The organism is Paenibacillus sp. Marseille-Q9583 (assembly GCF_976954365.1).
Genome location: NZ_CDRJTB010000129.1, coordinates 1 through 6,052, shown reverse-complemented (window position 1 = coordinate 6,052; position 6,052 = coordinate 1). Strand labels below are relative to the sequence as shown.

The window sequence follows — 6,052 nt, the reverse complement described above, 5'->3', positions numbered from 1 at the left end:
ACGCCGGGGCAATTGTTATGACAATGCCTCGATGGAGAGCTTCTTCTCGCATCTCAAAACGGAAGGACTCTATCCATATCATATCCGAAATATGGATGAGGCACAAAGGAAAATTGAAGATTACATTCGATTTTATAACCAACATCGGCCACAACGAAAACTAAATAAGCTGCCCCCGGTAGAGTACCGGAAACAGCTTATTGCCTAGGGTCTTTTTTCAGTGTCTATAAAATGGGGGCTTGACCATCTGCTCAAAGGTCCTTTTTCTTCTCGTATTTTTGAATTGGTGTAAACCTGTGTCTAGGCACGTCCAATTTATACGTACGCACTTACCAACCACAATCAGTTCGCTTCCCTTATTTCTAGAGGGTGAAATAAGGGAATGATAGAACATCCACACCATAACGGAGGCTTGCAACCAAACTTATGTACGATGCACCTTCTAGCTTCACAGCAGATCTTATTTGTAGCTTTATTCTGTTTTTTTGGCTTACTATCGGACCGCGATGCAGTTTTTGGCCTGAAAAGTACCCAATATAATGCTCTTAAGAAGCAATAACGTCACTGGAGTCCAAAACCCTGCACAATAGACGATTATTTTGTAAATAACGTCATCTGAGTCCAAAACTCGAAGAAGTGGACTCACTCCGTTCGTGGAGAAACTAAGTACACACCAGAAGGGCTGCAATACCAATCACCACAAGAAATAGTACCTGAGCACATACCCATGATTCCTCGATTATTTGCATTCTCGTCATACATCATTTTAACTTTTTCAATTAGTAGTGGAGAATAATGTTAGAATATCTTATATATAGATATCCAATGCTTTCCTGGGAGGAGCACTAATATGCGCATATTCATATATATAGGACTGGCTTTTTTTGTGATCTCTGGTATATGTGTTGGCGGATTTACGACAGGTACTCAGCAAAGAGGGAATTTTTATTCGGAATCCAAAGAAGACCGTAAAATTAAAAACAAAGTAGCGAAATGGTCTGCTTTAGGAGGGGTTCTTTCCATGGCTATAGCTGGACTAGTATATATATTGTGATTTTTACCTCACTCAAGTTCAAGAGTGGTATAGAGTGTAAATACATGACTTTTTACAAGAACCTTTAGACCCTTGATGTTTTTGCCTTTGAGGTTTTTGTATTTATAGTTCTAGTAAAATGGAATTTAATATAACAGTCACAATTATTCTTATCATCTGACATTATTTTATATTTTTCTTGCAAAGGTATATCTTTCATAGGATAATATGGGTATATTTTCCTAGTAGAAGTTGAAAAAAGATATTATCTGAGAGGAAGTAGAATATTGAAAACAAAGAAACCTTTTTTTAAAAAATGGTGGTTTTGGCTTATTATTGTTTTTGTTGTAATTGGGGTGATTGGATCACAGGGGAATGATAGTGAACCTACAGTATCAAAATCAGAACCAGCAGTGGCAAAGGTAGATGATACTGTAGCAACAGAGAAACCGGTCGAAAAGGAAAAGCCTACCAGCAAGCCTACTGAAGAGCCAAAGGAAACGATGATAACTGAAGTTGGACAAACCATCACAACGAAGAATTTTAAGCTCACAGTTGAATCTCTGGAAAAGCCCAAGGGAAACGATTATGTACAACCATCAGAGGGTAATGAGTTTGTAGAAATCGGAATTATACTTGAGAATATTTCCAGTAAAGATTATATGGTAAGCTCTATGCTAATGTTCAATGCATACCAAGACAGCTTCTCCATAAATGAAGATCTCTTGGCTCATACTTTGGATAGTCAAGTAGGAACAATGGACGGCGCTTTAGCTGCGGGAAAGAAAATTCGTGGCAAACTAGCTTACCAGCTTCCTAAGGATTGGAAAGAACTTGAAATCAATACTGATTTTACGGTTTTAAGTTTTAGTTCAGATGGAGAAATCAAAATCGTTCTTCAAAATAAATAGGATATTTCACATATAAGAGTCTCGCCAAAGCTGGTGGGGCTTTTTTTATCGTTAAACCTGATAATCTGCATTTACATAAAGTACCAAACCGATTATATTGAAAGAAAAGCGTAATGGATGAGGGGTGTTATATTTGGCGAAGATTTTTAATGAACATACAGTTTCATTTAAACAAAAGTTATCTCCGATCCCTGAGTTTGCCTGGCATACTAGTGAGAGGTTAGCTGAGATCGCTAATTCTAAACATCTTGTCTTCGACATAAGATCGCTTGATCCAGATAAATATTCCTTTCCTTATCATTTTCATAGAAATGCTGAAGAGATATTTGTAATTTTGACGGGAAAAGCGATGTTAAGAACCCCTGAAGGTTTTTCCGAGGTTTCTGAAGGTGATGTACTATTTTTTGAAATGGGACCTGAAGGAGCGCATCAACTTTATAATCATACGGATGCCCCTTGCAAGTATCTTGATCTCCGAACGAACCAGGGTATAGATGTTTGCGAATATCCGGACTCAGGTAAAATCAACATTCTCCCCTATCAAGAAATTTATCAGGCGAATCAACAAGCGGACTATTATAAAGGAGAAGAGCAGGTAAGGGAGAAGTGGAACGGAATGGAGGATCACACTTGATTCAAGATCGATGGTTCACAGTCACGAAAATTGATCCAATTACCTATGCAATCAGTGAATATGGACATTGGGAAAAGGTGCACTCTTTTTTGTTGTTAGGGAAAGAACAAGCGGTGTTGATTGATACGGGATTAGGCATCGATAATATAAAAAGAATAACGGATCAGTTAACGGATTTACCTATCGTTGTCATCACTACGCATGTGCATGCAGACCATATAGGCAGTCATGGACAATTTGAGACGATCTATGTTCATAAAGAGGATGAGGATTGGCTTATTAATGGAATACGAGGTTTGTCCCTTGCCCAGATCAGAAAAGATATGAGCCGAGATATTACTCTCCCTGTTCCTGAGACGTTTGATCCCAATACGTATACACCTTATCAAGGGAAACCAACAGCTCTATTGCGAGAGGGAGATGTGCTTGATTTAGGCGGGCGTAGATTAGAAGTTTACCACACACCGGGTCATTCGCCAGGTCATATTAGCATCTTTGATCATGCCAACGGGTATCTGTTTACAGGGGATTTGTTGTATGATGTTACGCCAATTTATGCCTTTTATCCCTCTACTAGTCCGCTAGATTTAGTGGCTTCTTTAGAAAAGATTGCGCAAATTCCAAATGTATCTCAAGTATTCGGTTCTCATAATACGTTGGGTCTAGATCCAGCTATTTTGCAAGAGGTTATGAAGGCAGTTCGTGAATTACGTGAACGGGATCTTGTTGCTCATGGTACGGGCATTCATCAATTTAATGGATTTAGTGTGCAATTTTAAAATGAATGTTGGATGCAGCGAAAACGGCCCTCTCAAAAGGACCGTTTTTTTGTTTTTCCTTAAGGTTTTCAAAATTTCTAATCGGGAAAGGTAAATTGAAGTAATAATAGGCGGAAAGGGGGCATTCATTCGGACACGATTGACCTGAAGAACGCATGTAATTGTTGGACTTGGGAGTAAGCTTCTTTGTACTGATTATCGGATTGTTGAATGGGCAATAAGCCTGGTAAGAAAGAAATACTATACACAGGTATTTCATTGCTGTTCATGTATATTTTAAGCGTAAGTTCCTCAATAACATCAGCCTCTTCGTCACCGCTATTAACCACATGAATATCCGCACTTGAAGCAGTTGATTTGCTGTTTTGTTGTCGTTTAGATACTTTTGAAAGGGTTAGTGCGTTAACAACAATCTCTGATCCCATTATATTGTCGAACGAGTATAGCTTTGCTATTGCTTTTTTGCTTGTTTTCGGATAGCTGGTACCTATTGCTATTTTTTTATAAGGTTCATTAAGGGCGATCAAGTGCGATTGATTGGGCGGAATGAATGTTTTGGTGAATATAATATTAAAAGATGAGGTTGCGTTTAATAGCTTAGAAAGTTCAGAAGAAGTAGATAGTTTTTTTAATTCTATAATAACGGCACTTAGAATTAAGACTCCTCCTACAATGGCAAACATATACATTAAGAAAATCAGCATGTAATCACACCTCCAATGATCTCAGTAGAGCAAGATTTATTGCTTATTGAAAGATATGCCTGAATTCTTTCTACTAGTATCTGTTAAGAGCGAAAATCGTGTGAATTTAGGAAACGACTACTGATTAGAAAAAGAAAAAGCACCCAGAGATCTGCCGATTTTGCAAGCTGAGTGCAAAATTGGGGCAACTGCTGGAGTGCTTTGTTGAGAGCTTTTTAAAATAAATATGTCAAAATCATAAGAAATTGAAGGCTGTGATTTGATCGGTATAAACAATTAGCTGTTTGTATTCGATCGGAGATTCATAGTGAGTATAGGGTCTTACATAAACATCATTAAGGACTACAAAGTTATAGCTGAAATTTTTATCGGGATGTTCCGCACCTAAATAAGATATGTATTCATCTACAATGACATCATCCATAAGAGATTTTAAGTCAAAAACATCCTCTTTATTGGAGGTGGAAGGGGAGATGGTCCCTTGAATACTGCCGAATGAGGTGAGTAAATTCACTTTTTTTCCACTCGCTTGATCGTTATTTAACAATAAGCCAGAGAGTTTAACAAGTGCATCGACTTTAAAATCGACGAGGGTTCTAATTTTTGAGTTGTTCAAAACGAGACACTTCCTTTCAATTTGAAATCCTGTTAACATTATTCGACATATAACCACATAATTCCTATTAGGTCATCAAAAATACATAAATACAAACACGCCCCTCCATTGAACCATGAGTGAGGCGTGTTTATATATAGAGATAGATTTAATTCCTGATTGTTACTCGTGTTCCAATCGGAACAATCGCAGCTAGTGCTAACACATCTTCATTGTACATACGAATACAACCGTGGGATACTTCGTGCCCTATGGATGAGGGATCATTATTTCCATGTATCCCATAGTGAGGCTTAGATAGACCCATCCAAAAGACCCCAAATGGACCACCTGGATCGGGTTGTTTGTTAATGATTGTGAATTCACCAAGTGGTGATTGAGTTAACATTTTACCGATTCCGACTGGGAAGCCCCTGATCACAATGTCGTTATCAAGAAGATAAAGCATACGCTGCGTCAGATCAACTATAATCCGATAATTTGGCATTGTGCAACACTCCTTTCTAATTAAGATATGAGCAAGATGCCTAAACGGTTATTCATTAAAAATGGTCATTTTAGCCAATGGGAACAAGTGTTCTTGGTGGACTATTGGAGTTAGATAACGAAAAAAACTGTTCCGCATTTGCGTAACAGCTTTGATAAAAATATAAGAAAGCATATATTTCCTTATACTTCTCGTAGAAACGGATACCGTCCTTTAAAGGGCGGTATCCGTTTTCGCTTGGTAGGAGTGCATACTTAGTGGATATCTCGAAATAATCCGATAACTCTGCCGAGAATGGTCACGCGATTAAGGCGAAGAGGCTCGTACGCCGGATTCTCCGGCTGAAGACGTATATGATCACGTTCTTTATAAAAAGTCTTAACGGTTGCTTCATCTTCTTCGGTCATAGCTACAACGATATCTCCGTTATCAGCCGTTTGTTGTTGACGAACAATAACATAGTCGCCATTCATAATCCCAGCTTCGACCATACTGTCACCTTGAACCGATAACATAAATACTTTGTTATCTCCAACATAGTGAGTTGGAAGCGGGAAGTAGTCTTCAATATTCTCAGTAGCAGTGATAGGAACCCCGGCGGTAACCTTACCTACGACAGGAATGCGAGCGACGGTTTGCGCGAAATGATGGACATTCTCGGAATCCTCTTGGCCAAGCAATTCTATCGCACGAGGCTTCGTTGGATCTCGACGGATAAGTCCCTTCTTCTCTAGCCGATCTAAATGACCGTGAACTGTGGAGCTGGAAGCAAGACCAACAGCTTCTCCAATCTCCCGGACGGAAGGAGGATAACCCTTGCTGCGGACTTCGCTACGTATAAATTCCAGGATCGCCAGCTGGCGACTTGAAATCTTTGACATTGGAATC

The 6,052-nt window shown here is 38.9% G+C and carries 9 protein-coding genes; 5 read left to right on the top strand and 4 right to left on the bottom strand.

Features of this window, described 5'->3' with window-relative positions:
- The 5 genes from ACWNM1_RS29985 to ACWNM1_RS29965 all read left to right on the top strand — a co-directional run.
- A partial coding sequence (locus tag ACWNM1_RS29985) for an IS3 family transposase (RefSeq protein WP_449603841.1) occupies positions 1-208 on the top strand: 208 nt, incomplete at its 5' end.
- A 642-nt stretch (positions 209-850) separates the two neighbouring features.
- A complete protein-coding gene (locus tag ACWNM1_RS29980; RefSeq protein WP_449603840.1) occupies positions 851-1,054 on the top strand; it encodes a DUF5316 family protein in 204 nt (67 codons plus the stop codon).
- Positions 1,055-1,320: 266 nt separating this feature from the next.
- Positions 1,321-1,944, top strand: coding sequence for a DUF4352 domain-containing protein (locus ACWNM1_RS29975; RefSeq protein WP_449603839.1), 624 nt, complete (start codon positions 1,321-1,323; stop codon positions 1,942-1,944).
- Positions 1,945-2,077: 133 nt separating this feature from the next.
- The gene (locus ACWNM1_RS29970) at positions 2,078-2,578 is read left to right on the top strand and encodes a cupin domain-containing protein (RefSeq protein ID WP_449603838.1); all 501 of its coding nucleotides are present in this window, start codon (positions 2,078-2,080) and stop codon (positions 2,576-2,578) included.
- Positions 2,575-3,357 carry an MBL fold metallo-hydrolase gene (locus ACWNM1_RS29965; RefSeq protein ID WP_449603837.1) on the top strand — a complete coding sequence of 261 codons (783 nt, stop codon included), beginning with the start codon at positions 2,575-2,577 and terminating at the stop codon, positions 3,355-3,357. Before ACWNM1_RS29970 ends, ACWNM1_RS29965 begins: the two co-directional genes overlap by 4 nt.
- Positions 3,358-3,482: 125 nt before the next feature.
- On the opposite strand, the gene ACWNM1_RS29960 is transcribed toward ACWNM1_RS29965, so the two are convergent.
- The 4 genes from ACWNM1_RS29960 to lexA form a co-directional block, all read right to left on the bottom strand.
- Positions 3,483-4,061: a hypothetical protein gene (locus tag ACWNM1_RS29960; protein WP_449603836.1), complete on the bottom strand. Its 579-nt coding sequence runs from the start codon at positions 4,059-4,061 to the stop codon at positions 3,483-3,485.
- Between the two features lie 235 nt (positions 4,062-4,296).
- Complete coding sequence (locus ACWNM1_RS29955) at positions 4,297-4,677, bottom strand: hypothetical protein (RefSeq protein WP_449603835.1); 381 nt, start codon at positions 4,675-4,677, stop codon at positions 4,297-4,299.
- Between the two features lie 148 nt (positions 4,678-4,825).
- Positions 4,826-5,164: a L,D-transpeptidase gene (locus ACWNM1_RS29950; RefSeq protein ID WP_042188851.1), complete on the bottom strand. Its 339-nt coding sequence runs from the start codon at positions 5,162-5,164 to the stop codon at positions 4,826-4,828.
- Between the two features lie 254 nt (positions 5,165-5,418).
- A complete protein-coding gene (lexA, locus tag ACWNM1_RS29945; RefSeq protein ID WP_042188849.1) occupies positions 5,419-6,045 on the bottom strand; it encodes a transcriptional repressor LexA in 627 nt (208 codons plus the stop codon).
- Positions 6,046-6,052: the final 7 nt, after the last annotated feature.